Origin of the sequence: Salinivibrio sp. AR640 (genome assembly GCF_001995405.1) — a bacterium.
Lineage (GTDB): Bacteria > Pseudomonadota > Gammaproteobacteria > Enterobacterales > Vibrionaceae > Salinivibrio > Salinivibrio costicola.
Genome location: NZ_MUFD01000010.1, coordinates 25,422 through 47,590 on the forward strand (window position 1 = coordinate 25,422; position 22,169 = coordinate 47,590).

Genomic DNA, 22,169 nt, shown 5'->3' on the forward strand with positions numbered 1-22,169 from the left:
CAGGAAAAGAGTAAGGTAGATAAATGTTTAAAAGACATGGATTACTTTTCGCCGCATTATTGATGCTCTCTGCATGTCAGCCTCTTACCAGAATGAAAGAAGAAAGCATTATTTCGGCGGTTGGCATGGCCTCGATCAGCGCCCAACAAGGTGCGACCCAAGAAGACAAAGAAACACGGGCGATGCGCGCGTCTAAAGTGGACGCCTACAAAGAGTTGAGCGAGCAAGTTTATGGATTGCGGATAAGCAGCCGTGCGAGCGTTAACGATCAGAGTTTAGGTCGTGACAGCACACAAGGCGCCGTCGATGGCATTATTCGCGGCGCCGAAGTGGTGGCGAGTTACAAAGTTGGTGATAGTTACGTCACAGAGCTCGAACTGAACCTAGATACAATGCAAAAAATGAAACGCTATGGTGAGTCACAGCAGGTACCAACCAACAACTCTATTATCTTCTAATGGCGTTGTCTGATTTTTCAATAATATGTGCGTGAACCACGACAATAAGGCGGGCCAAGTGCTCGCTTTTTTAGTTGGCTGATTGATTGTGATTAAAAACGACCGTTGCTTAATCTGTTTTTCGCGTTGAGACGGTTGAATCTTTAATAGATGGCAAATATTTGACGCGCAGGCTTAGAGAGGGGGTGAGGGGAAGGTGGACAGCGCTTTTTAGGCTTTGATGTTAGTGCCGAGTGTTTTTCTCCCTGATGCATTGCCGTCCTGGTTGTAAGTCAGCTCTGATTTGCCACCGCTTTCTTGGAACAAGTTGCGCAGACGATGAATGCTTAAGCTGGCTCGTTGCAATGCAACGCCGTTGGTTTCGTTTTGTTGTTTACAGGTGGACAAACACGTTTGGATCGCGCTGATGTGTTCACGCATGGTTTCGTCATGATGGAGTGAATCACGTTCAGAGTGACGACTGATTTGCGCATCATTTCGCTGGATTTCATTGATTAACGCTTGTTTTTCTTTCGCGATGGTTTCGATATCATCCGATACACGGCTCGCGATGATACTGGCTTCTTGTTTAAGGAGCGTTTGCAGCGCTTGAACACACTCACGCTGTTGCTCGACAAGCGTCATTAAAGGCGCAGTAGGACTCATAACCACTCCGTCAGCTTAGCTTTCGTTTAGATCATTCTCAAAGCGCATCATGTTGGCAGCCAGCTTGTCAGCATCCACTCTATACGAACCGTTAGCAATCGCTTGCTTGATTTGCTCAACCTTCGCACTATCAAAGTGGGGCTCGGCGGCCATTTCTTGATTCATTTTGTCGATCTTCTGGCTTTGTTGGCTTAATGAAACAGCATCGTCTTGAGATTTCACTCCCTGCTGTTCACGGACCGCGCCGCCTTGTGTCTCTTGTGTTTTGGTCTGGTTACTGGTGTTTCGTGTGGTGGTCAGCGCTTGCTGGTTACCACGTAGTTGATCAATACTCGCCATAACATTGCCTTACTGTCAGTCGCTTTTGAGTCCGTCGCTCAGCATATCGGCACATTTTGCAGTTACTTTAGCATTGAGACGTAAAAAGTCAGAAATTAACCGTTACTTCGCCGACCGCTGAGATTGTAGCATCGACGAGACGTTTAGATTTGTTGTTCTTGACTTTTATTTGCTCACCTAGCGCTCCATCACTTAATGCCGTGCCTTTTGCAACAATATTGAGTCCGTTTCCTTGTGCAGTGATTAAAACGTCATCATTTCGACACACCGCACAGACATCACTACTGCTGATCGGTTCGCCCATGCCCACCGTCCGTTTGACTTTGGAACCAATCAAGCGGGCGGGCTGAGTATAGGTTCTACCGCGTTGAAACCGACTATTTACCATTTGAATGGCAAGATCATTTGAAGCAATAGTCATGCCACGATTAAGAGGCCGCTTCGCCACGACCGAGGGTGTCATCAGCTCAATCTTAACCGGAATGTACACTTGCCAGTTGTCTTGATCACAAGACACCATCACAGTAACCGACGTATTAAGCTGCTGTCGTCCAGGCACATCGGTATCCAAAGGAACAGGGCAGTCTGTTAGACGCATGCGAGAATCCAGATTACCTGCTGTAATATCGATTTTGCCGTTTTTGGGCACAGAAATAATGTCTGCAACATGTTTTTCTGCTGCATCTTGTACCGCTTCAATTTGACTTACTGTTGCAGCGGCTATACTTAGGCTAAAGCTTGCGAGCAAAGTGACGCTAAATAAGCGTAATATCTTGGACATAGTTCCAAACCATCGGTAGCGGACAAAGAAGAAATTTCCCTTCTTTCTCGAGAGTCATGTGATTACCCACTATGATTACCATGCTACTCTACAAAAAAAATGGGGCAATATGGAGTTTATCTTATGACAGGTGGTGTTCTTGATTCGGTCAACCAACGTACGCAGTTGGTGGGGCAGAACCGCTTAGAGTTGTTGACTTTCCGCCTGATGAGAAACCAACGCTTTGGCATTAATGTCTTTAAAGTCAAAGAGGTCTTGCAGTGTCCGCGATTGACGGCGATGGCGAATTTGCATCCTCTTGTCAAAGGCGTGGCCCATATTCGAGGTCAAACGATCTCTGTCATTGATATGAGCCTTGCAACGGGTGGGCCAGCTATTCCCGATCCTGAAAATCGATTTGTGATCATTTCAGAGTTCAACCGATCCATGCAAGGATTTTTGGTGGGTTCTGTTGAGCGCATTGTTAATATGAATTGGGAAAAAATACTGCCCCCGCCACAGGGAACGGGCCGCTCGCATTATCTGACAGCCGTCACTGAAATCGATAATGAGCTGGTTGAAGTGCTTGATGTCGAAAAAATCCTCAACGAAATCGCCCCAGTGAATGAGGAAATCAGTGAAGAAGTCTTGTCAAAACGTGAAGAGCGAGAGGAAAGCGCGCCTAGTCAAGTTTTGGTAGCGGATGATTCCAGTGTCGCGCGTCGACAAGTGAAACGTGCTGTAGAAAGTGTCGGCTATGACGTTATCCTCGTGCAAGATGGCAAAGAAGCGCTCGATAAGCTGAAAGAAATGGCTGCAGAGGGGAGTATCTATAGCCAGTTAGCCTTGGTGATATCCGATATCGAAATGCCTGAAATGGATGGGTACACGCTCACAACTGAGATTAGAAAAGATTCGAGTCTTAAAGATCTTCATGTAGTATTGCACTCATCACTAAGTGGGGTTTTTAACGAGGCGATGGTTCAGCGCGTCGGAGCCAACTCGTTTATCGCTAAGTTCGATCCAGATGAGCTGGGATCTACCGTCCTTGAAGCGGTTAAGTCGTAACGTAACCAGAGCGATTGAGTGAATTAATGACAAATGTAGCAATCAGTGATCAAGAATATCGAGACTTCTGTAGGCATCTCGAGTCCAAGTGTGGGATCGTACTCGGAGACAGTAAACAGTATCTGGTGCGTAGCCGCCTGAGCCCACTTGTGAATAAATTTGGCTTGGCGTCACTGTCGGAGCTGGTCAAGTCGGTCATCACTGGACGAAATCGTGAATTAGCTGTCGCGGCCATTGATGCGATGACGACCAACGAGACGTTATGGTTTCGTGATACCTATCCGTATGAAGTCTTGGCACATCGTTTACTTCCAGAGCTGGCGAAAGCACGTAAACCAATCAAAATTTGGTCGTCAGCCAGTTCATCGGGGCAAGAGCCTTATTCGATTGCCATGACGGTCGCAGAAACACAGCAGCGAAAACCTGGGATGCTGAGCAGTGTCAGTATTACCGCGACAGATATTTCCACGTCGATGTTAGAGGCGTGTCGGCAGGGCATCTACGACAACTTAGCGTTGGGCCGCGGTTTATCTCCAGAGCGTCGCCGCACTTTTTTTGAAGATGTGGGTGACGGCAAAATGCGGATCAAAGACAATATCAAGCGAATGGTGACTTTCCGTCCGCAAAACCTGATGGAAAGCTACAGTTTGCTGGGCAAGTTCGACATTATTTTCTGTCGTAATGTCTTGATTTACTTTTCTCCGGATATGAAAGCCAAGGTGCTTAATCAAATGGCAGGGGCGCTCAACCCCGGTGGGTATCTTATTCTCGGGGCGTCGGAGTCACTCACTGGTTTAACCGATAAGTTTGAGATGATCCGTTGTAATCCAGGCATCATCTACAAGTTAAAATAGTATTTTAAAAAGCGGCACAGTGTTTGCCGCTTTTTTGTTTAACACCTGCCTCCTCGCTGCATTATGTCGAAGTATGAGTGCTTCGAACCCGCGTCCTACCTAGTGTTCACTTTAAAAAACAGTGCTAAATCGAAACTTGGCACTTTGTTTGCTTTATTCTATTCAGTAAGAATTCGGAGGTTGTCCATGGCGATTACATTTGACAATGCATTGGGTGTGCACCAGCACACCGTTGGCGTAAGAGGAAAGCGGGCAGAGACCTTGTCTAGCAATATCGCTAATGCCAACACGCCAGGCTACAAAGCGCAAGATATTGACTTTCAACGCGCGCTCAAGGCGGCAAGCTCCGAGGCAAGTATTGGCCTAAGTCGCACAAATGAGCGGCACATCGCTGCCTCTAGCCGGGTGACCGGAGAGAAAAAGTACCGTGTCCCATCACAGCCGGATACGGGCGATGGTAATACGGTTGATGCGCAGCTAGAAAAGAATTTGTTCATGCAGAACGCACTGGAATACCAGGCCTCACTCGATTTTCTTGGCTCTAAGTTCAAGAATATGAAGAAGGCATTGAATGGGAAATAATCGATGAGTTTGTTTAATATTTTTAACGTGTCGGGATCGGCCATGAGCGCCGAATCAGTACGATTGAACACCACATCAAGCAACCTGGCCAATGCCAATTCGGTGAGTAGCTCTGCTGAAGAGACATACCGAGCACGGCATCCGATTTTCTCTGCGGAGCTTAATCGCTTTAAGCAGCAGGGCGAAAGTGTGCCGGTCAACATTGATGGTATTGTCGAGAGCCAGAAACCATTACGCGCGGAATATAACCCCAACCATCCGATGTCGAATGACGAGGGGTATATTTTTAAACCGAACGTGAATGTGATGGAAGAGATGGCGAACATGATTTCTGCGTCGCGATCTTACCAAACCAATGTTCAGGTGGCCGATGCGAGTAAACAAATGCTGATGCGTACGCTTCAGATGGGTCAGTAATGTAGGAGGCGAAGATGGCCGGAATTGACGGTACAGGTTCAAGTAACGGACTGTCCTACATTGACCAGCTAAAGGCGCAGCAAGAGAAAAAACTGCAAGAGAAGCAAGACTCGACCACGGGTAAGCAAGCACTCGAACAGGAAGACTTTCTCAAATTGCTCACCAAGCAGCTGTCACAGCAGGATCCGTCCAAACCTGTCGATAACGACAAGATGATCTCGCAGATGGCGTCGTTTGCCACGGTAGAGGGCATCGGCAAAATGAACAAGCAGTTTGATACGTTCAATGAGTCGATTACGTCCAACCAGGCATTACAAGCGTCATCGTTAGTAGGGCGTGACGTGCTAGTTCCCGGCTCCACCGGTGTGAAAGGTGAAACGGGCGGTGTCGCGGGCATGGTGAAGCTGCCTCAAGCGCTAGATAATGTCAGTGTTCGAATTGAGAACGAACAAGGACAACTATTGAGAACGTTCAGTATGGGTGCCAAACCACCAGGTGATCATCGCGTCGAATGGGATGGGATGGATGACAACGGCAATCCTATGCCGGAGGGCACTTACAAGCTCAAGGTGAGTGGCATGGTTGATGGACAGACACAAGAATTTGATGTGTCCACCTATGCCAATGTGAACAGTGTTTTGCTGGGGAATGGTGGTGGCAATGTGATGTTAAATATTGCTGGCTTTTCCTCACCGATGAAACTGGCTGAAGTGCTAGAGGTCGGTAATGCCGACGTCGGTAATGTGACGAAAGGCTGACCGATTTATTAGGAGTGAAAAGCAATGGGTTTTAATATTGCGTTAAGTGGCCTTGGTGCGGCCCAGAAAGACATGAACACCACCAGTAACAACATTTCTAATGCCAATACCTATGGCTTTAAGGAATCTCGCGCAGAGTTTGGTGATGTGTATTCGACGTCGATCTTCTCAAACTCGAAGACTACCAACGGCACAGGTGTTCAAACATCGACCGTGGCGCAGCAATTCCACGAAGGCTCGAGTATTTATACCAATAATCCGCTCGATTTGCGGATTAGCGGCAATGGTTTCTTCGGTGTGTCAAATGACAAGCTGCAAAACAATGATTACCATTTAACCCGCAACGGTGCTTTCCACCTTGATAAAAATAACGACATTATCAATTCCGAAGGTCAGTACTTGCTTGGTTACAACGTCGATCCTGATACCCAGCAGGTCTCTTCTTATGAGCCTCAGTCTCTTAATGTACCGGATCAGTTTGGTCAGCCTCGTGCGTCACAAAATGTTGATATTGGTTTGAACTTACCAGCCGGCGGTGCACCAAAAGATCCGACCCAGTTTAATTTTGAAGACCCTGAAACCTACAACAAGCAAACCTCTGCAACGGTTTATGATTCGCTTGGTCAGCCGTATAAGTTGTCGACGTATTATGTGAAAGGTAACGATCCGGCCAATCCCAATAGCTGGTCTGTGTATTACACCATGACGGATCCTGAAGGTGAAAAGCCGGTGAATATCCAAGGTGGCAATTCAACCAATGCCACTGGACAGGTTGGTCACACCATCGACTTTAACTCAGATGGTTCAGTGAACAATATTAATGGCGGTAATCCGATCGTGACCGATGCCTTGGGCCCAACAGGCGCTGGATTAGAGATGAACGGTGCCAACGGTGATCAGCAGCTCACGCTCAACTTTGATAACCCGACTCAGTATGCCGCGCCGTTTGAGATGCGCAAATTTTCTGATGATGGGGCGACGACAGGCTATTTGACCAAGGTCGATATTGATCCGAAAGGGACCATTATGGCGACCTACAGTAATGGTGAAAACATCGCATTAGGCCGGGTTGGCATGGTGCGTGTTGCCAACCAGCAAGGCTTAGCACAGGTAGGTAATACTCAGTGGGATATCACCCAAGACTCGGGCGATCCCATTTTTGGTGAGGCGATGCAAGGCGCATTTGGTCAAGTGAAAAGCGGGACCATTGAGCAATCTAATATCGATATGACTCAAGAGCTGGTCGATTTGATCACCGCGCAACGTAATTTCCAAGCGAACTCGCGAGCGCTGGAAGTGAGTAACCAGATGCAACAGAATATCTTGCAAATCCGTTAAGACCGCTTTTATTGCCGCCTGCCTATCAGGCGGCAAGTCCTCGCCTTCGTTTACTCTTTTATCTCCCCCCTTTCTTAATGATCTCTTTCTATCTTTCTGAAAAACATGCATTTAATTAATGGCACGCTCCTTGCTTTGTTACCTACAGAACGATTGTGGAGGCAACCAATATGGATCGCGCGTTATACCTCGCCATGAGTGGCGCTAAGCAAGATATGCAGGCAATGCAGTTGCGCGCCAACAACCTAGCCAATGTCAGTACCACGGGATTTCGAGCTGATCTTGAGCAGTCTCGCTCTATGCAAGCTTACGGTGAAGGATTACCAAGCCGAGTTTTTAATATGACTGAGCGACCTGGTTATAGCTTCGAGCAAGGCTCCACCATCACAACCGGCCGTAATCTTGATGTGGCCGTTCAAGGTGAAGGCTGGATGTCGGTATTAGACAGCCAAGGCCAAGAAGGCTACACCCGTGCCGGTCACTTGAAAGTGGATCAAACCGGCCTACTTCAAAATACTAATGGTAACCTTATTCTTGGAGAGAGTGGGGGCCCGATATTTATTCCCCTCCCAGCAGCAAAAATTGAAGTGGGCAAAGACGGTGGTGTTTCTGTACTCCCCCAAGGAGCGCCACCTGATGCGATGGAAGTGGTGGATAGAATTAAACTCGTTCGCCCAGATAACCAAGACCTTTTCAAAGATAAAAATGGGGTATTTAAGCCCAAAGAACCTGGCACCGTATTTCCAGCGGATGCAGGTGTGACGTTACAAACGGGAGCTTTAGAGGGCAGTAACGTTAACGCAGTGGGTGAAATGACGGGGCTGATTGATTTGCAACGTCACTTTGAAATGCAAGTGAAGTTAATGAAAACCACAGAAAAAATGGACGAGTCGTCTTCATCGTTATTGCGGCTTGGCTAAGGTTTATTAAGAGGAAGTAATTATGCATCCAGCATTATGGGTCAGCAAAACCGGACTTGATGCGCAGCAAACTAATATTTCGACGATTTCGAATAACCTAGCCAACGCATCGACGGTCGGTTTTAAAAAGTCACGCGCGGTATTTGAAGATCTTTTTTATCAAAACATTAATCAACCGGGCGGCCAATCATCTCAGAACACAGAGCTGCCGAGTGGTTTGATGTTGGGGGCAGGCTCAAAGGTGGTGGCCACTCAGCGTGTCCATACCAATGGTAATGTGCAAACCACAGACAATGCGCTCGACATGATGATCGAAGGCGATGGCTTTTTCCAAGTGTTGCTCCCCGACGGCAACATGGGTTACCAACGCAATGGTCAGTTCACCCTCAACGATGAGGGGACTATCGTTACCTCAGGGTCGGGCTATACACTGGAGCCTGAAATCACGATACCGGATGATGCTGTACAGGTGACCGTCGGCACGGATGGCGAAGTCTCTGTCCGTTTGCGCGGTCAGCAAGAAAACCAAGTCTTGGGTCAAATCACGACGGTGGATTTTATTAACCCAGGTGGTTTGGAACCGGTTGGTCAGAATATCTACCTACCCACAGGCGCCAGTGGTGATCCGCAAGAAGGCGTACCAGGCCTGAATGGGTTTGGCGAAGTAAAACAATCGATGCTCGAAACTTCAAACGTCAATGTGACCGAAGAACTGGTCAATATGATCGAAGCCCAACGTGTTTATGAGATGAACTCTAAAGTTATCTCATCCGTTGACCAGATGCTCAGTTACGTAAATCAACAGTTATAAGCATGGTGAAGGTATAAGGGGGCAATGATGACGGTGCAACGTGGATTAATATCGGGCCTTTTCTTTGCCACGCTCCTAGGGATGGGCGGTTGTTCATTGCCGGGGCAGCAAGATACAGGCAGTGATCTTGACCAAGCCACCTCGACCACAGATGCGGTTGAAGGCGATACAACACCGGAAGGTGAGGGCTTGATTGGTTTGTTACGTCAACGTGAAGATCCCAAAGCTGACGATCCGTCTTGGTCTCCGATTCGCCCGCAACAGCCTCCGGAGCACTATGCAACGGCGACAGGATCTCTGTTTAATACCAGCCAACAGCGTGATTTATATAATGGCTCAAAACCCAGTGGACTTGGGGATATCGTGACGGTCATGCTTGAGGAAAACACTCAGGCTCAAAAAAGTGCGAGCTCCGATTTGGCCAAGTCAAACGACTTGAGCATGGATCCTCTGTCTTTAGGAGGGGAAGAAATCACCATTGGCGAGCGCACCTTGTCGTATGAAGTGAGCAATGATAATTCATCAACGGGTTCTTCATCGGCAGATCAAAGTAATAGTCTGCAAGGCTCTATTTCGGTACAAGTGATTAATGTGTTGGCCAATGGCAACTTAATGGTGCGCGGCGAAAAATGGTTAACGCTGAACTCAGGCGATGAATACATTCGCTTGAGCGGTACCATTCGACCCGCCGATATTGGTCCGGATAACACCATTGCTTCAACCCGTATATCCAATGCCAGAATTCAATATTCCGGTACCGGCGAGCGACAAGATACCCAAGAACAAGGCTGGTTGGCACGATTCTTTAATGTCACCTTGTAGCCCTATATTGTGACGGAGAGTTGACGTGAAAAAGTGGTTGTTATCGATAGTCTTGTTGGTTGTCGCCACACCAAGCCTTGCGGCTCGAATAAAAGACGTTGCCGAGGTTGCGGGGGTCAGGAGTAACACGTTGACGGGCTATGGTTTAGTGGTCGGTTTGCCGGGGACAGGTGAAAGCACTGATTTTACTGACCAAAGTTTTAAGTCGATGCTAAATAACTTTGGTATCGAACTTCCTACTGATACAACCCCTCAATCGGACAATATCGCTGCAGTCGCAGTGACTGCAGACCTCCCTGCGTTTGCCAAACAGGGTCAAAAACTTGACGTGACTGTGTCATCGATTGGCTCGGCGGAAAGTTTAAGAGGGGGAACCTTGCTCCAAACCTTTCTGAAAGGGCTGGATGGCAACGTCTATGCCACCGCACAAGGCAACTTAATTGTCGGTGGGTTTAGTGCCACGGGGGCCGATGGCTCACAACTGGTGGGGAATACCCCTACTGTGGGGCGAATCACGAACGGTGCCTCGGTCGAGCGCGAAGTGCCGAATCCATTTGGTCGAGGTGATCACCTTACCTTTAATCTTTTTCAATCCGACTTTACCACCGCTCAACGTATGGCGGATGCGATTAACCGCTTTCTAGGACCATCAACAGCGTCTGCGATGGATGCTACGTCGGTGCGTGTCAGAGCGCCGCGTGATGTGAGCCAGCGGGTCGCGTTTTTATCTACCTTAGAAAATATTGAATTTCAACCTGGAGATGGTGCGGCTAAAATCATCGTCAATTCTCGTACGGGCACCATTGTGGTGGGACAAAATGTGCGCCTTCGTCCAGCTGCAATTACGCATGGCGGCATGACCGTCTCGATTCAAGAAGACTTTAATGTCGATCAGCCCAACCCACTCGGTGGTGGGGAAGCGGTAGTCACACCGGATACCGAGATTAATGTGACAGAAGAAGAAGGCCGCATGTTCCATTTTAAACCGGGTGTAACATTGGACGACTTGGTTCGCGCGGTCAATGGCGTGGGGGCCGCTCCCTCAGACTTGATGGCCATTTTGCAGGCGCTCAAACAAGCCGGGGCCATCGATGGCCAGTTGATAGTGATATAAGGGACCGCAATGAAATCTCCAGTTGATAGCCAGTTTGTTCACGATATCAGTCAACTTGATTCGTTGCGTCGCCAAGCGACCAAGGGGGGAGATGGCGATCAGAGTGAGGCATTACGCTCTGCGGCTGAGCAATTTGAAGCCTTGTTCACCCAGATGCTGTTTAAATCAATGCGTGATGCCAATGAAGCGTTCGAGTCTGATCTTATCGATGATCGCACCTCTAAGTTTTATGAGAAAATGGCAGACGAACAAATGGCGAGTGAACTCAGCCGAGAGGGATCGCTGGGGCTGGCTGATATGATTGTGGAACAACTGGGCCAGGCTCTGGGCGATAGTGAACCTGACTTGGAAGATGCGGCGCGCACATCGGCGCAATCTTTGCCTTTGGATCAAAATCGAAGTCGAGAGGCGGCAGAAAAAGCGATTGCCGCGCTGGATAGCCAGTCGATTGCCCCACCGGCAGCGGGAAGTGAGGCGGGACAACGTAATGAAGGCTTTGATTCGCCTGCCGCATTTGTTGATAGATTAGCGCCTCATGCACGACGCGCGGCGCGGGCACTTGGCACCGATCCAGCAATCATTTTAGCACAAGCTGCCTTGGAAACCGGCTGGGGTAAAAAAGTGATCGCCAATGCCCGTGATAACAGCCATAACTTGTTCAATATTAAAGCGGATCCACGCTGGAGCGGAGATAAAGTCGCGACGCAAACACTCGAAGTGTATGATGGGATCCCGGTGAAAGAAACGGCGAGTTTCCGCGCCTATCCATCCTATCAAGATAGTTTTGATGATTTTGTTTCGTTTTTACGAGAAAACCCCCGTTACGAGCAAGCCCTGTCTCAATCTGCGCAACCTGAACAGTTTATTCGCGAACTCCACCAAGCGGGCTATGCCACTGATCCTGAGTATGCCGACAAAGTTATCCGTGTGCTCGATCAAGTCCGTGGCATGATGGAATAATTGAGCGGCAGGCAAAGGCTTGCCGTTTATTATTTTAACTTGATTTTTTATGCCTTTAAATCAGTTAATATCTTGTTTTACATCGCTTTAAAACCCCTCTGCCTTCTCTGGCCTGATTTTTGCTTTACTTTGATTATCTCGTTTTAATTGCCGGGTTACTTGGAGGCACAATGGGCTTGGACCTGCTTTCCCTTGGATCGCAAGGCGTACTGACTGCGCAGCGACAGCTGAATACAACAGGTCACAATATCTCTAACGTGAATACGGAAGGGTATAGCCGTCAATCCGTTGAGCAACAAACCAATGATCCGCAATTTTGGGGTGGCAACAATTACGGTACCGGTGTTCATGCTGCTGCGGTACGCCGTAACTATGATAAGTTCGCGGTTAATGAACTGAATGTGGCGACCTCGAACTTGTCTCACGCCGCCGCGCGCAACGATCAACTCGGTCGACTCGACGATATGATGGCGCATTCAGCCAAAAAAATTCCTGAAAACATGAATGAATTCTACGGCGCGGTTAAAGGGTTAACTGATAGCCCCAGTGATATGGGAGCGCGAAAAGTCGTGCTCGAAAAAGCGCGAATGGTCGCTGCCGGCATGAATGACGTTTATGGCGTGTTACAGCAGCAATCAATTGATACCTCGTCACAAATTGATGCCACGGTAAAGCGAATGAACGACATCGGCCAAGAGCTGGTGGATGTGCATAAGGCAATACTTAAAACCCCCGCCGAAGCCAATGACCTATTGGACCGTCATGACAAATTGATCCGAGAGCTGTCTGAGTACACCCAGGTAAGCGTGAATGCACGCGAAGATGGTCTTTTTAATGTCATCATTGGCAGTGGCCATATGCTGGTATCCGGGATGAATAGCAGTGAGTTAACTACCTTGCCGGGTGAGCCGGATCATCAAGAGCGTCGTTTAGCCCTCGTTGAAGGTAAGAGTGTGAAAGCCATTTCGAATAGCGATATTCGCGGTAAACTTGGTGCATTATTTGAGTACCGTGATGACACACTCAGCCAAGCGCGTGACGAGTTAGGCCGAATGTCGATTGGGTTTTCTCAGGCGTTGAATGATTTGCAGGGACAAGGCTTCGATCTTAATGGTGAAGTGGGCAAAAATATCTTTACCGATTTTAACAGTGATCGCATCGCCCGTTCTCGCGTGGTTCAAAACGGTGACTCCACCGCGGACCTTAAAGTTTATATCGATGATTTGCAAAAGCTTAAACCGGGTGACTATCAACTTAAGTTCGATGGCACACAATATACGCTGACCGCCCCAGACGGCAAACAATCCGCCGTTACCCCTAGTGGTACGCCTCCCAGCTTCAATGTGGACGGAATGCGTGTTCAAATTGATGCAGGATTGGCGGCCAATGAGCGAGTATTAATTCGCCCGGCACGGTCAGCGGCAGGGCAAATGCGGGTGGCGATGGAAGATCCTGCTGATATTGCCGCACAAAGCTATATTAGTGGTAGCTCGGTGAGTAAAGGTGAGGGCGACGTTCGTGTACTGCAAAGTGGCGGACAAAAAGAATTTCAAGTTCGAATCTCACCGGATGGCAGCCAATTTGCGGTGACAGACACCAAAGGACAAATCTTGGTTGCGCCTCAAGCTTATCCACCTGGTGGGCCGATAGACGTGAATGGGACCGTGATTGATCTTAATGATAAAGCGGTGCCTGACGATGTCTTGGCCGTAAGCTTGATCCCGGCGGATGGCGACAACAGTAACTTAATTCGCATGCAAGAGTTGCAAACGCAAAAGTTGATGGATAATGGCCGCTCCACCGTGCTTGACGTCTATGAAGGGCTGAGTACCGATTTAGGGGTGCAAAAAGCGTCGTATGAGCGTTTGCAGGATGTGAGTATGGTTGAACATGATGCGGCAGAAGGACGTGTCGCTCAAGTGTCTGGGGTTAACCTTGATGAAGAGGCGGCGAATATGATGAAGTTTCAACGCGCTTATATGGCGGCGTCACGCATCATGACTGCGGCCAATGAAACCTTTGATTCTCTGCTCAATGCAACGCGATAAGGGTCGATCAGTATGATTAGTCGTATTGCTAGTTTTCATAATTACCAATCTGTCTCCAACGACATTATGCGCCAAAATGTAAAGGTGCAAGATAATCAGGAGCAAATGGCGACCGGAAAACGTGTGATCACATCCGGCGATGATCCCGTCTCATCAATCTATATTCAGAACTTTCGCCAGCAAGATGAGCAGATTGATCAGTTTATTGATTCGATCACCTTGGCGAGAAATCGTCAAACACGTGAAGAGATCGCTATTGATGAATCAGAGCAAATCATGGATGGCGCCAAGCGTAAAGTGATGGCGATGATTAATGGTTCGTTATCGGTGGAAGACCGCACTGCGCACCGCCAAGATCTGCAAGGAATGTTTGATAACTTTATGGACTTGGTGAACACCAAAGACGAGTCAGGCAACTTCTTGTTCTCCGGCACCCAAACCAGTACCCAGCCTTTTTATCGTGATACCCAAGGCAATGTCCGTTATGCCGGCGACAGTTACTTTCGTACGGCACAAGTCGCGCCTGCAGTAGAAGTGCCGACCTCCGATCCCGGCGATAAGATGTTTATGGAAATTGATAACCCTTTTGGCGATTATCAACCGGAATACGATCTTGAAGATGGATCTCTGCTGTTGCTGGCAAACGCGGAAAATAGCAATGATGCTGATACGGCCAACTATTCGGTGTCGTTTGATGTCAATGCTAGTGGTGATACCACGTACTCACTGATGCAAGATGGCACCGAAGTCAGTGCTGGCCTTTACGATCCGCAAACCGGCATTGAGTGGAACACGCTCAAAATGACCTTTGAAGGTGAGATGGGGCCGGGTGATACTATCAACTTAGAAAGACAAGATAGCTTCAATATCTTCGATGCGTTTAAAAATGGTGCGGCTTTATCGTATGCGGATATCGATGATGCCTCGGCAACGGCAGAGCTCCATCAAGTCACTGAGCAGTTTTCAGCCGCCTTTAAACACTTGAACAAAGCACGCTCAGAAGTGGGAACGCGGTTGACCACGCTCGATCGACAAGAAAGCATGCATAAAGATTTTAAATTAGTGTTGAATCGCTCTTTGGGCACCATGGAAGATTTAGATTATACCCAAGCCGCCATTGATATGAACGAAGATATGCTGGCACTGCAAGCGTCCCAGCAGGCCTTTGCGAAGACTAAAGATCTTTCGTTGTTTAATTATATTTAACCCAAGGTTGAAGCCTTAGGTTACCGCAAGGTACCAGGGGTGAATAAAAACGGGGCCGTCTCAGCGGCCCCGTTTTTATTGGTAGAGGGTGACTCTCCCTTTTTACCGACCGAGATCGTCAACCATACGGCGTGCTATCGCATCAAGCAGTGGCTGTTTGTCTTTGATCATTGGCGGATAACTAAACGCATACTCTGCGTAGCCTGGCATCGACTCTGGCGTTTGTATATCGCTCTCTTTATGGCCGGCAAAAAACACATAGCAAGGTGTGCCGACGGCAACCGTCAGCCGATGCACCGCTGTCCCCGCAGTAAATACCCCCGAGAGCTGTTTGATCGCATGCGCGGTCCCCATAAAATCATTTTTAAGATCCAATCCGGGCAGTGACACGATCTCAACGCCCGTTTGTTTTTTGATTTTACTCAGCTCTTTTTCACACTCACCATATTGTAAATTGACAAACTGGGCGCTAGGACAAAGCTGGCGAACGGCTTTTATCCAGCCTGCTAATTCTTCAGCCACCAAGTAGTGAATGTTACGGGTGGCAGCCGCAAGACCACTGCGCCAGCATAGCCCAAACACAGGCCCTTTCTGATGCAATTTAGCTAACGGTGCTATCCAAGGCGCATGGGGTGCGACATCAGGAACAATATAGGTTTGCTGATAAAGATGACGGTCAAAGTGGTGATAGCACAACCCTGCCAGTGATCCACCGGCCACCCAACTATCAATGTCAGCGAGAACATGCTCAGGGACGAAAATATCTTTTCCATCTTTGCGAGAAATCGGCACAATTTCTGTACTTGGAAATGCTTGACTCAGTAAGGGCTCTAGACGCGGATCGCAGCCAACGTACACTTTTCGAGCACGCTCAACCACCATTGCCACGTTATGAAAATAGGCGAGTTCATCCCCGACACCTTGCTCAGGCATAATGAGTACGGCATCGGTTTGTGGTCGCGACAAATCCCAACGGGGTAAATCACCGTGGTATTTGAGTCGACGGCCGCACTCAATCCCCGCCTCATTGGCTTGATAGAATTTCTCCCATGCCATTTGCGTGCGATAGACAAACGCCAGGTTAAACCGCAGCGCATGATCATCGGGTTGCGCCGCTAATAACGTTTCTAGGCGATGTTGGGCTTGATCGATATTTCCCATATACCAGTCGAGCTCGCCTAATTGTGCATTTAAGGTATTCGCTTGTTTATCGCTGACATGAACGAGAGCCTTTTCGTGGATCTGGTAGCAATCGGTCAATTTATCTTGCGTAAACTGATGATGTTGCTTGAGTCGCTCGAAGGTAGCACGGGCATAGGCATAGTGTAATTCTCCGCGCTCGGGGTCATCACGCAAACATTGCTTGGCCAGTTTACTCGCTTCCAACCAATTGGCTTCCTTGAGATACACCACCAACAGTTGGTGCAAAAAGGCTGGATCTTGAGTTTGCTTATGGGCTTGCAAGCAGCGTTGGCGAGCGCTTGTATACGCACCGAGCCCTGACTCTGCTCTTACCAAAAGCAGTTGCCACACTTGATGAGATTGCGCCTTGTCATTACCGCGTAATAAGAGCTGCTGGGCCTTACCGTATTCTTGTTCATCAAGCGCATGCTGAGCCAACGCCATCAATGCAGGAGGGTAGTCGGGCTCAAGCGTTAGTATCGTTTGATAAAGTTGTTCGCTTTGTGCCGTGTGGCCATCCTTCATCAAATTAGCGGCCAACGCCATGGTTTTGTTGATTTCCTCAGCCAGACCTTGATTTTTAATTTGATGCAATTCATCACGCAAAGCATGTGTACGACGGCTCTCACCTTGCAAGCCAAGTTTTGCGGTTAACTGTTCACGTAAACTAAGGATATCTTGGTTGGTGGGAGCGGCGGCAAACAAAGCGTCGACAATGTCTAAGGCCGCTTTGTTGTGGCCTTGCTGGGTGAGCAGTTGCGCTTTGTCGAACAACAGAGAACGATCATCAGGCGCGAGCGTAAGGGCATGTTCAAGATGTGTCATCGCTTGGCGATATTGCCCTTGTTCCGCATCTAATACGGCGAGAACCTGCCGCACGGGAACGGTATCTGGCGCATGGCTCAGTATCTGTTCAAAAACTTGCCGTGCATCGACTTTATTGCCGTCTTGATAGAGGCGAATACCGAGCTGGAACGCGTCATCCAGCGTCATATTCGTTTGACCGTCGTTTTCTTGCGTCATCAGTGACTTCGTCCTGTTATTTATGATTGCCTCGACTTAGTGTCAAGACGCTGGTGGGATGATGAGTGTTATCTATCTGCAAAAAATATTTGCAAAAAATATGCCTTCTAGCTCAGTCGTTACCGGAGTTGGCCGCTTATTTGCAAGCGTACATCGACAAGCGATAGACCGGTCATGCCGGCAACCGAAGGCGAGGCGTTGCCGCTATATTGCCGCTGGTACAGAAAATCGGCAGATTCCGCTGTCATTATTGCGCTCTATTATACAACAAAAATCTAGTAATATACTGATTTAGATAGATTTTAAAAAGTTGGCATATATATTGTATTTAATCAACCAAGCGGCCAGTTTTTGAACGGGCTGAGACTAAAACTGATTAACAAGCTGTTCCCGCAGCACCGCCATTACACAGTGCAACACGTCGCGGGTAGGCTGTTTCGCAAAGCAAGCGAAAGTCAAAGGAGAGCAAAATGGGTGTAACAGTTAACACCAACGTGTCTGCGATGACTGCGCAGCGTTACCTGAATAAAGCGACCGATGAGTTGAACAATTCAATGGAACGTCTGTCGTCAGGTAGCCGAATCAACAGTGCTAAAGACGACGCGGCGGGTTTGCAGATATCTAACCGATTAGTGGCCCAAACTCGAGGGCTTGATGTGGCAATGCGGAACGCCAATGATGGTATCTCGATTGCCCAGACTGCCGAAGGGGCTATGCAAGAGTCTACCAATATTTTGCAGCGTATGCGGGACCTTTCCTTGCAATCTGCTAACGGTGCTAATGGTAAATCTGAACGTGTGGCTATCCAAGAAGAGGTCGAGGCACTGAAAGATGAGCTGAACCGAATTGCAGAAACGACAGCCTTTGGTGGACGTCGATTACTGAATGGTTCGTTTGGTGAAGCCTCGTTCCAAATTGGTGCGGATGCCGGTGAAGCGATCATTATGGGACTCTCGAGCATTCGTGCAGATGATTTCCGCATGGGTGGCGTAGAATTTGTCGGCAGTCAACCCAAATCAGCTGGCTGGGAAGTGGATGGTGCAGCCTCGACATTACAGCTGCAATTTACCACGAAAGAGGGTGAAAACGTCAGCTTAAGTATCGGCGCGAAAGCAGGCGATGATGTGGAAGAGCTGGCAAGCTATATCAACGGTCAGTCAGATGAAATGCTCACCGCCTCCGTTGACGAAGAAGGACAGCTGCAAATCTTTATTGAAGAGAATAAAGTCGCAGGCGCGGTCAATTTTAGTGGTGGACTCGCCGCCTCTCTGGGAATGGTTTCGGGTAATGGTGACTTAGTGACAGCGGCAGACCTCGATGTGTCCGATGTCGGTGGTGCTCAAATGGCCGTTGGCGTTGTCGATGCGGCGATGCGTTATATCGACAGTCAGCGGGCGGATTTGGGTGCGAAGCAAAATCGACTCAGCCACACCATTAGCAACTTGTCGAATATCCAGGAAAATGTGTCGGCTTCAAACAGTCGTATTCGAGACACAGACTTTGCGCGTGAAACGACGGCAATGACCAAAGGTCAAATCCTACAGCAGGCGGGTACCTCGATGCTGGCTCAGGCCAAACAGATGCCACAAGCAGCATTGAACCTTCTGCAATAACCTCTCGTTTTTACAGGTAAAAAAAAGCGGCAAGCGGTTGCCGCTTTTTTTATGCCAATTTTTATCAAAATCCCACTAAAGATATCTCTCCTTTGGGCGTTAACCTTCATAGCGCCATACGGCATCGGTATTAATACCGACACGCACAACAAAAAAGCTAAAGCTTTCTCAACGTGCGCCGCTACATGGGTTGTGAACAATTTTACACTGGTTTTCCCTGGTCAGCTGGGCGAAGCCGGACCTAGAACCTAAGGAGAATAGTTATGGCTATTACTGTTAACACTAACGTCCCTGCGATGACAGCTCAGCGATTTTTGAATAATTCGACCGATGCGCTGAACAACTCAATGGAGCGTTTGTCATCCGGCTCTCGTATCAACAGTGCCAAAGATGATGCGGCAGGTCTTCAGATTTCTAACCGCTTGATGGCACAAAGCAGTGGCTTGGGTGTGGCTGTTCGAAATGCCAATGACGGTATCTCAATGGCGCAAACCGCTGAAGGGGCGATGGAAGAGTCAAGCAACATCTTGCAACGTATGCGTGACTTGTCACTGCAATCCGCTAACGGTGCTAACGGTGACTCTGAACGTAGCGCAATTCAAGAAGAAGTGGTCGCGCTGAAAGACGAGCTAAACCGTATCGCAGAAACCACCTCGTTCGGTGGTGCCAAGCTCCTCAACGGCACATTTGGTACGCGTTCGTTCCAAGTGGGTGCTGATGCTGGTGAAGCGGTGATGATGGAGTTCAAAAACATCCGCGCTGACCACAGTGAAATGGGTGGCGCTAGCTTTACGGCTGCGAATGGTAAGTCAGCAGGGTGGACAGCTACTGCCGGTGCAACCATGGCAATCAATATCACCAATGCGGATGGCACCTCAACGTCGATCAATGTAACGGCGAAAGGCGGTGATGACATTGAAGAAATCGCGACCTACATTAATGGTCAGGCTGACGATAAACTCAGTGCATCGGTGACGGAAGACGGTGAGCTGCAAATTGTCACTGGGGCAGGTTCGGATGCAACCTTCTCAGGGGCGCTGGCTACGTCGCTCTCCATGGGAACCAAAGTGGATGAAACCATCAAAGATGTGGATGTTTCGTCTATGGGTGGCGCACAAAAAGCGGTCGGTATGATCGATAATGCGATGCAATTTATCGACTCTCACCGTGCTGAATTGGGTGCGAAGCAAAACCGTTTGAGCCATACAATTGCGAACTTGGATAACGTCAATGAAAACGTATCGGCCTCGAACAGCCGAATCCGTGATGTTGATTTCGCGAAAGAAACAACGAACTTGACCAAATCGCAAATTCTGCAGCAGTCTGGTACCTCGATTTTGGCGCAAGCCAAGCAGGCGCCACAAGCGGCACTGAGCTTGCTCGGTTAACCATTCACGAGCGGCGGCCTAATCGCCGCCGCTACGTTTTTGGAGGTGAATAGCAATGGACATTTCATCCGTTTCCAATTCATCCCTGCTGCACTCAAAACCCTCTGATGGCACAAAGATTGCAAAAGATGTAAGAGTTGGAAAAACGCAGTCTGATCCGGTGAATCAGCATCAGCAAGCTGAACGCCGAGAAGCGCGAGAATCAATGCAGCAACGGCGTGTTGAACAGTCGCAGCGCATTGAAGAAAACCGTCAGCTACAACGACAACAGCTTGAAAAGCTGGTCGCCCGGCTAGATGAGTTTATGTCTGACTTTAACAAAGGGCTCGCATTCCGACTGGATGAAGACACAGGACGTAGCATTGTCACCGTGTATGAAATGAACAGTGGCGATATCATCCGTCAAATTCCAGAAAAAGAAATGTTAGAGCTTGCTAAGCAATTGTCGCAACACGCGCGAGGGCTGGTCACAGAGAAGGTGTAACGAGGTGAGAGAGTCGTTATGAGTGTAAAAGCAGCAGGCATGGGCGGTGGCATGGATATTAATGCCATGGTCACTAAAATCGTGGATGCTGAACGTGCACCCAAGCAAGAGCGGATTATCAAACGCACTAATGACGTTGAAACCGACATTAGTGCGTTTGGTCGCTTAAAAGATTCTCTCGCGACACTTAAAACCCAGATGTATGATTTTCGTCGTAACGAAGGTTTTTCGGCGAGAACCACATCGGTGAGCAACCCCGACGCGCTCGGTGCTACGGCAACACCGGACGCCATCCCTGGACGTTATCAGGTTTATGTACAGCAACTTGCGGGGGCTCATAAGCTTGTCTCGCCAGGCGTCGATCCTGATGCCTCGTTGGGTACGGGTAAACTTACGATCACCATGGGTAATCGCACCAGTGTGATCGATGTGCCGCAAGGCAAAGACAGCTTGGCTGACGTTGTGCGGGCGATTAACAACGATCCTAAAAACCCCGGGATCCAGGCGTCGCTTATCCAAGACGATAGTGGCACACGTATGGTGCTAAACGGTAATAAAACCGGGGAAACGAATCGGATCGAAGTGAATGTTGATGCTCAGATAGGCAGTGCACTCCACCAGTTAGGCTTTCAAGCTGGACAAGCTAATAATGGCATGACGCAAATGCAGGCAGCACAAGATGCCAAGATACTGATTGATGGTATCGCCTCGGTGTCCAGTACAACCAATACATTTGATAATGCTATCGAGGGTGTCTCGTTAGAAGTTGACCAAACCAGTGATAAGCCACTTTCACTGGCGGTAGAGCATGACCGAGAATCGGTACGATCAACGATTACGTCTTTTGTTGATAACTACAATGCGTTCTTCCGTGTCTCTCAAGCCGTTAGCCAATATGATCCCGAAACGCAACAAGGCGGTCCGTTGGCGGGTGAAACTGTGATACGTACGGCGACCAGTCGGTTACGTAACTTATTTTCATCCCCGATAGAGAAAGCGCCTGAAGGGATGAAAACATTGAGTGAACTTGGGGTGACGACCACCATGGATGGCCGTTTAGAAATCGACAATAAAGTGTTAGACCGCCAGCTGCGTCAAAACTTTAACGCTTTAGAAGGTTTTTTCGGTGGCAATGATGGCTTTGCGCGTCAATTAGAGCAGGTGATCAATGGGTTCACCGGCGCGGGTGGGGCGATCAGTAACCGTGAAAGCACGCTTTCAGAGCAAAAGCTGAGATTACGTGATGATCAGCGTGAGTTAGATAGACGCATGGAAAGCTTAGAGTCACGAACCATGCAGCGCTTTTCTGCGATGGAAGAAGCAACGAGTCAAATGCGTTCTCAATTGCAAGCAATGCAAAACATCATGCCAGGTTAGCC

General features: G+C 48.6%; 22 protein-coding genes. 18 read left to right on the forward strand and 4 right to left on the reverse strand.

Annotation, left to right across the window (positions count from 1 at the left end; translation table 11 throughout):
- The first annotated feature begins 23 nt into the window (after positions 1 to 23).
- On the forward strand, positions 24 to 458 hold the full coding sequence (locus BZG75_RS07010) for an LPP20 family lipoprotein (protein WP_021023027.1): 435 nt from the start codon (positions 24 to 26) through the stop codon (positions 456 to 458).
- A 210-nt stretch (positions 459 to 668) separates the two neighbouring features.
- Here the strand turns inward: BZG75_RS07010 and BZG75_RS07015 are convergent, their stop codons facing one another.
- The 3 genes from BZG75_RS07015 to flgA all read right to left on the reverse strand — a co-directional run bounded on the left by BZG75_RS07015 (position 669) and on the right by flgA (position 2,223).
- Positions 669 to 1,103, reverse strand: coding sequence for a flagella synthesis protein FlgN (locus BZG75_RS07015; protein ID WP_077576570.1), 435 nt, complete (start codon positions 1,101 to 1,103; stop codon positions 669 to 671).
- Positions 1,104 to 1,118: 15 nt separating this feature from the next.
- Positions 1,119 to 1,442 carry a flagellar biosynthesis anti-sigma factor FlgM gene (gene flgM / locus BZG75_RS07020; protein ID WP_021023029.1) on the reverse strand — a complete coding sequence of 108 codons (324 nt, stop codon included), beginning with the start codon at positions 1,440 to 1,442 and terminating at the stop codon, positions 1,119 to 1,121.
- A gap of 88 nt (positions 1,443 to 1,530) precedes the next feature.
- Complete coding sequence (gene flgA, locus BZG75_RS07025; protein WP_077460291.1) at positions 1,531 to 2,223, reverse strand: flagellar basal body P-ring formation chaperone FlgA; 693 nt, start codon at positions 2,221 to 2,223, stop codon at positions 1,531 to 1,533.
- A 123-nt stretch (positions 2,224 to 2,346) separates the two neighbouring features.
- Here flgA and BZG75_RS07030 point away from each other — a divergent pair, with 123 nt between their 5' ends.
- From BZG75_RS07030 to flgL, 13 genes are all read left to right on the forward strand, one after another.
- Positions 2,347 to 3,270: a chemotaxis protein CheV gene (locus BZG75_RS07030; RefSeq protein WP_077460292.1), complete on the forward strand. Its 924-nt coding sequence runs from the start codon at positions 2,347 to 2,349 to the stop codon at positions 3,268 to 3,270.
- A 26-nt stretch (positions 3,271 to 3,296) separates the two neighbouring features.
- A complete protein-coding gene (locus tag BZG75_RS07035) occupies positions 3,297 to 4,124 on the forward strand; it encodes a CheR family methyltransferase (RefSeq protein ID WP_077460293.1) in 828 nt (275 codons plus the stop codon).
- Between the two features lie 186 nt (positions 4,125 to 4,310).
- Complete coding sequence (gene flgB / locus BZG75_RS07040) at positions 4,311 to 4,706, forward strand: flagellar basal body rod protein FlgB (RefSeq protein ID WP_021023033.1); 396 nt, start codon at positions 4,311 to 4,313, stop codon at positions 4,704 to 4,706.
- A gap of 3 nt (positions 4,707 to 4,709) precedes the next feature.
- A complete protein-coding gene (gene flgC, locus BZG75_RS07045; RefSeq protein WP_021023034.1) occupies positions 4,710 to 5,123 on the forward strand; it encodes a flagellar basal body rod protein FlgC in 414 nt (137 codons plus the stop codon).
- Between the two features lie 14 nt (positions 5,124 to 5,137).
- Positions 5,138 to 5,881 carry a flagellar hook assembly protein FlgD gene (gene flgD, locus BZG75_RS07050; protein ID WP_077460294.1) on the forward strand — a complete coding sequence of 248 codons (744 nt, stop codon included), beginning with the start codon at positions 5,138 to 5,140 and terminating at the stop codon, positions 5,879 to 5,881.
- Positions 5,882 to 5,905: 24 nt separating this feature from the next.
- On the forward strand, positions 5,906 to 7,219 hold the full coding sequence (gene flgE / locus BZG75_RS07055; protein ID WP_077576571.1) for a flagellar hook protein FlgE: 1,314 nt from the start codon (positions 5,906 to 5,908) through the stop codon (positions 7,217 to 7,219).
- Between the two features lie 170 nt (positions 7,220 to 7,389).
- Positions 7,390 to 8,139 (forward strand): flagellar basal-body rod protein FlgF, encoded by a 750-nt coding sequence (gene flgF, locus BZG75_RS07060; protein ID WP_077576572.1) that lies wholly within the window; start codon positions 7,390 to 7,392, stop codon positions 8,137 to 8,139.
- Between the two features lie 22 nt (positions 8,140 to 8,161).
- The gene (flgG, locus tag BZG75_RS07065) at positions 8,162 to 8,950 is read left to right on the forward strand and encodes a flagellar basal-body rod protein FlgG (protein WP_021023038.1); all 789 of its coding nucleotides are present in this window, start codon (positions 8,162 to 8,164) and stop codon (positions 8,948 to 8,950) included.
- A 24-nt stretch (positions 8,951 to 8,974) separates the two neighbouring features.
- Positions 8,975 to 9,772 (forward strand): flagellar basal body L-ring protein FlgH, encoded by a 798-nt coding sequence (locus tag BZG75_RS07070; RefSeq protein WP_443216187.1) that lies wholly within the window; start codon positions 8,975 to 8,977, stop codon positions 9,770 to 9,772.
- Between the two features lie 25 nt (positions 9,773 to 9,797).
- Positions 9,798 to 10,886, forward strand: a complete 1,089-nt coding sequence (locus BZG75_RS07075) for a flagellar basal body P-ring protein FlgI (RefSeq protein WP_077576573.1) — start codon at positions 9,798 to 9,800, stop codon at positions 10,884 to 10,886.
- A 9-nt stretch (positions 10,887 to 10,895) separates the two neighbouring features.
- On the forward strand, positions 10,896 to 11,846 hold the full coding sequence (flgJ, locus tag BZG75_RS07080; RefSeq protein ID WP_077576574.1) for a flagellar assembly peptidoglycan hydrolase FlgJ: 951 nt from the start codon (positions 10,896 to 10,898) through the stop codon (positions 11,844 to 11,846).
- Positions 11,847 to 12,016: 170 nt separating this feature from the next.
- Positions 12,017 to 13,894 carry a flagellar hook-associated protein FlgK gene (gene flgK, locus BZG75_RS07085; RefSeq protein WP_077576575.1) on the forward strand — a complete coding sequence of 626 codons (1,878 nt, stop codon included), beginning with the start codon at positions 12,017 to 12,019 and terminating at the stop codon, positions 13,892 to 13,894.
- A 12-nt stretch (positions 13,895 to 13,906) separates the two neighbouring features.
- Positions 13,907 to 15,100 carry a flagellar hook-associated protein FlgL gene (gene flgL / locus BZG75_RS07090; RefSeq protein ID WP_021023043.1) on the forward strand — a complete coding sequence of 398 codons (1,194 nt, stop codon included), beginning with the start codon at positions 13,907 to 13,909 and terminating at the stop codon, positions 15,098 to 15,100.
- 102 nt (positions 15,101 to 15,202) lie between these two features.
- Here flgL and BZG75_RS07095 read toward each other — a convergent pair whose 3' ends face one another.
- Entirely contained in the window at positions 15,203 to 17,305 is a 2,103-nt protein-coding gene (locus BZG75_RS07095) for a tetratricopeptide repeat protein (RefSeq protein ID WP_077576576.1), read from the reverse strand.
- Between the two features lie 470 nt (positions 17,306 to 17,775).
- On the opposite strand from BZG75_RS07095, the gene BZG75_RS07100 reads away from it, so the two are divergent.
- The 4 genes from BZG75_RS07100 (at position 17,776) to fliD (ending at position 22,167) form a co-directional block, all read left to right on the forward strand.
- Positions 17,776 to 18,918, forward strand: a complete 1,143-nt coding sequence (locus BZG75_RS07100) for a flagellin (protein WP_077460300.1) — start codon at positions 17,776 to 17,778, stop codon at positions 18,916 to 18,918.
- Positions 18,919 to 19,181: 263 nt separating this feature from the next.
- Positions 19,182 to 20,306: a flagellin gene (locus BZG75_RS07110; protein WP_077460301.1), complete on the forward strand. Its 1,125-nt coding sequence runs from the start codon at positions 19,182 to 19,184 to the stop codon at positions 20,304 to 20,306.
- A 55-nt stretch (positions 20,307 to 20,361) separates the two neighbouring features.
- Positions 20,362 to 20,790 (forward strand): flagellar protein FlaG, encoded by a 429-nt coding sequence (locus tag BZG75_RS07115; RefSeq protein ID WP_021023049.1) that lies wholly within the window; start codon positions 20,362 to 20,364, stop codon positions 20,788 to 20,790.
- Between the two features lie 18 nt (positions 20,791 to 20,808).
- Positions 20,809 to 22,167, forward strand: a complete 1,359-nt coding sequence (gene fliD, locus BZG75_RS07120) for a flagellar filament capping protein FliD (protein ID WP_077576577.1) — start codon at positions 20,809 to 20,811, stop codon at positions 22,165 to 22,167.
- The last annotated feature ends 2 nt before the right edge of the window (positions 22,168 to 22,169 follow it).

Coding starts and splice junctions, on each gene's coding strand:
- BZG75_RS07010 (WP_021023027.1), top strand. CDS start 24: ATGTTTAAAAGACATGGATTACTTTTCGCCGCATTATTGATGCTCTCT.
- BZG75_RS07015 (WP_077576570.1), bottom strand. CDS start 1,103: ATGAGTCCTACTGCGCCTTTAATGACGCTTGTCGAGCAACAGCGTGAG.
- flgM (WP_021023029.1), bottom strand. CDS start 1,442: ATGGCGAGTATTGATCAACTACGTGGTAACCAGCAAGCGCTGACCACC.
- flgA (WP_077460291.1), bottom strand. CDS start 2,223: ATGTCCAAGATATTACGCTTATTTAGCGTCACTTTGCTCGCAAGCTTT.
- BZG75_RS07030 (WP_077460292.1), top strand. CDS start 2,347: ATGACAGGTGGTGTTCTTGATTCGGTCAACCAACGTACGCAGTTGGTG.
- BZG75_RS07035 (WP_077460293.1), top strand. CDS start 3,297: ATGACAAATGTAGCAATCAGTGATCAAGAATATCGAGACTTCTGTAGG.
- flgB (WP_021023033.1), top strand. CDS start 4,311: ATGGCGATTACATTTGACAATGCATTGGGTGTGCACCAGCACACCGTT.
- flgC (WP_021023034.1), top strand. CDS start 4,710: ATGAGTTTGTTTAATATTTTTAACGTGTCGGGATCGGCCATGAGCGCC.
- flgD (WP_077460294.1), top strand. CDS start 5,138: ATGGCCGGAATTGACGGTACAGGTTCAAGTAACGGACTGTCCTACATT.
- flgE (WP_077576571.1), top strand. CDS start 5,906: ATGGGTTTTAATATTGCGTTAAGTGGCCTTGGTGCGGCCCAGAAAGAC.
- flgF (WP_077576572.1), top strand. CDS start 7,390: ATGGATCGCGCGTTATACCTCGCCATGAGTGGCGCTAAGCAAGATATG.
- flgG (WP_021023038.1), top strand. CDS start 8,162: ATGCATCCAGCATTATGGGTCAGCAAAACCGGACTTGATGCGCAGCAA.
- BZG75_RS07070 (WP_443216187.1), top strand. CDS start 8,975: ATGATGACGGTGCAACGTGGATTAATATCGGGCCTTTTCTTTGCCACG.
- flgJ (WP_077576574.1), top strand. CDS start 10,896: ATGAAATCTCCAGTTGATAGCCAGTTTGTTCACGATATCAGTCAACTT.
- flgK (WP_077576575.1), top strand. CDS start 12,017: ATGGGCTTGGACCTGCTTTCCCTTGGATCGCAAGGCGTACTGACTGCG.
- flgL (WP_021023043.1), top strand. CDS start 13,907: ATGATTAGTCGTATTGCTAGTTTTCATAATTACCAATCTGTCTCCAAC.
- BZG75_RS07095 (WP_077576576.1), bottom strand. CDS start 17,305: ATGACGCAAGAAAACGACGGTCAAACGAATATGACGCTGGATGACGCG.
- BZG75_RS07100 (WP_077460300.1), top strand. CDS start 17,776: ATGGGTGTAACAGTTAACACCAACGTGTCTGCGATGACTGCGCAGCGT.
- BZG75_RS07110 (WP_077460301.1), top strand. CDS start 19,182: ATGGCTATTACTGTTAACACTAACGTCCCTGCGATGACAGCTCAGCGA.
- BZG75_RS07115 (WP_021023049.1), top strand. CDS start 20,362: ATGGACATTTCATCCGTTTCCAATTCATCCCTGCTGCACTCAAAACCC.
- fliD (WP_077576577.1), top strand. CDS start 20,809: ATGAGTGTAAAAGCAGCAGGCATGGGCGGTGGCATGGATATTAATGCC.